General features: G+C 75.9%; 1 protein-coding gene. It reads right to left on the bottom strand.

All coding sequences use genetic code 11. The features are described 5' to 3' along the window. Window positions 1–66: 66 nt before the first annotated feature. The gene (locus IF43_RS0135435) at window positions 67–1,470 is read right to left on the bottom strand and encodes an NAD(P)/FAD-dependent oxidoreductase (RefSeq protein ID WP_030211086.1); all 1,404 of its coding nucleotides are present in this window, start codon (window positions 1,468–1,470) and stop codon (window positions 67–69) included. Window positions 1,471–1,780: the final 310 nt, after the last annotated feature.

The raw sequence follows: 1,780 nt of genomic DNA on the forward strand, positions 1-1,780 counted from the left end.
GGGTGGGGGTGGTGCTGCGGGTGGGGGTGGCCGGTGCGCTGCTTGGGGTGGTGTCCGTCGTCACGGTCAGGAGCCTCCGTCGTCGGTGAGCAGGTGGAGCGGTGTGGCGGCGGGCAGGACGTCGTCGGCCTCCCAGGTGCGGGCGAGCGCTCCGACGGTGGAGAGTTCGCCGAGCAGGACCCCGCCGACGAGCCGGTCGTCGCGGAGGACGACCTTGCGGTACGTGCCGCGGGTGGCGTCGGCCAGCCGCAGTACGTCGTCGCCGGGGCGGGGGGTGGTCTCGCCGAAGGCGGCGAGGTCGAGGGGGCGGTCGCCGGTGGCGAGGGTGAGGCGGGTCAGGGCGCGGGTGCCCGTGTAGGGCGGGTGGGGCGCGCTCCCGCCGGACCCGGTGAGGGCCGCGGTCAGCACGCCGGCGAGGGTGTCGGCCTGTTCGAGGGCGGGGCCCGCGAGCCCGTACACGGTGCCGCGGTGCTCGGCGCAGTCGCCGATGGCGTACACGTCGGGGTCCGAGGTGCGCAGGGCGTCGTCCACCACGATCCCGCGGCGCGTGGTCAGGCCGGCCGCCTGGGCGAGGCCGATGCGGGGGCGGACGCCGCAGGCGATGACGACCAGCTCGGCGTCCAGGCGGTAGCCGTCGGCCAGTTCTACGGCGGTTACGCGACGGGGGGTGGGGTTGGGGGTGGCGTTGGGGGTGGTGCTGGATGCGTTGGGGGTGGTGCTGGGGGTGGTGCCGGATGCGTTGGGGGTGGTGCTGGGAGTGGTGCCGGGAGCGTTGGGGGTGGTGCTGGTGCTGGTGCTGGTGCTGGTGCTGGTTTCGTTGGTTTCGCCGGTGTGCAGGCCGCGGGCTCGGCACTCTGTGTGGATTTCGACGCCCAGGGCGGTCAGGTGGTCTCGGACCAGTTCCGCCGCGTCCTCGTCCAGCTGGCGCTCCATGAGGCGGGCGCCCTGCTGGGTCAGCACCACCTGGGCGCCGCGGGCGGCCAGGGCGCGGGCGGCCGAGACGCCGAGGAGCCCGCCGCCGATCACCACCGCCCGCACGCCGGGGCGGACCGCGGCCGACAGGGCCAGGCAGTCGTCCATGGTGCGGAACGGGTGCACGCCGTCCGGGAGTTCGCCCCCGCTCGGCTCGAACAGCCCCCGCAGCGGCGGCAGTACCGGGTTCGAGCCGGTGGCCAGCACGAGCGCGTCGTACCGCAGCACGGTGCCGTCGTCGCAGTGCACCGCCTTCTCGGCCCGGTCGAGGCGGACCGCCCGGACGGCCCGGTGCAGTGCGGGGCCGGGGTCGGGCAGGGCCGCGATCTCGGGCCCGTACCGGCCGGCGAGCACGTCTGCCAGCAGCACCCGGTTGTACGGGGCGTGCGGCTCCTCGCCGAGGACGGTCACCCGTACGCCGGGTACGCCGGCGAGGCGCTGGGCGAGCCGGGGCCCGGCCAGCCCGCCGCCGATCACCACCACATGTCGCGAGGTCATGTCAGGAGCGTGCGGGGTGGCTGTTTCCCGGCCGCATCGCGTCTGTTTCCCGGGGGGAACGCTGCCCTCCCGGGTGGGGGCGGGACGTTGTGAGGGGCTGCGGGGGGTGGGGTGGGGGCTTCGGGGGCGCGCGCTTCGGGGCGCCCTCGGGGGTGGGGACCGGGGCCTGCTCGCTTTGGGGAGGGGGCCGGTGTCGGGGCTTGCCCGCTTTGGGGGTGGGTCCCGTGGTGTGTGGGTCCCCTCGGCGCTTGACAGGGGTGGCCTGCAGGCCTCCCCCAGCTACCGCTGGGAGGTACCCCCAGCGGCAGGC

The organism is Streptomyces sp. NRRL S-87 (assembly GCF_000719335.1).
In the GTDB taxonomy this organism is placed as follows: domain Bacteria; phylum Actinomycetota; class Actinomycetes; order Streptomycetales; family Streptomycetaceae; genus Streptomyces.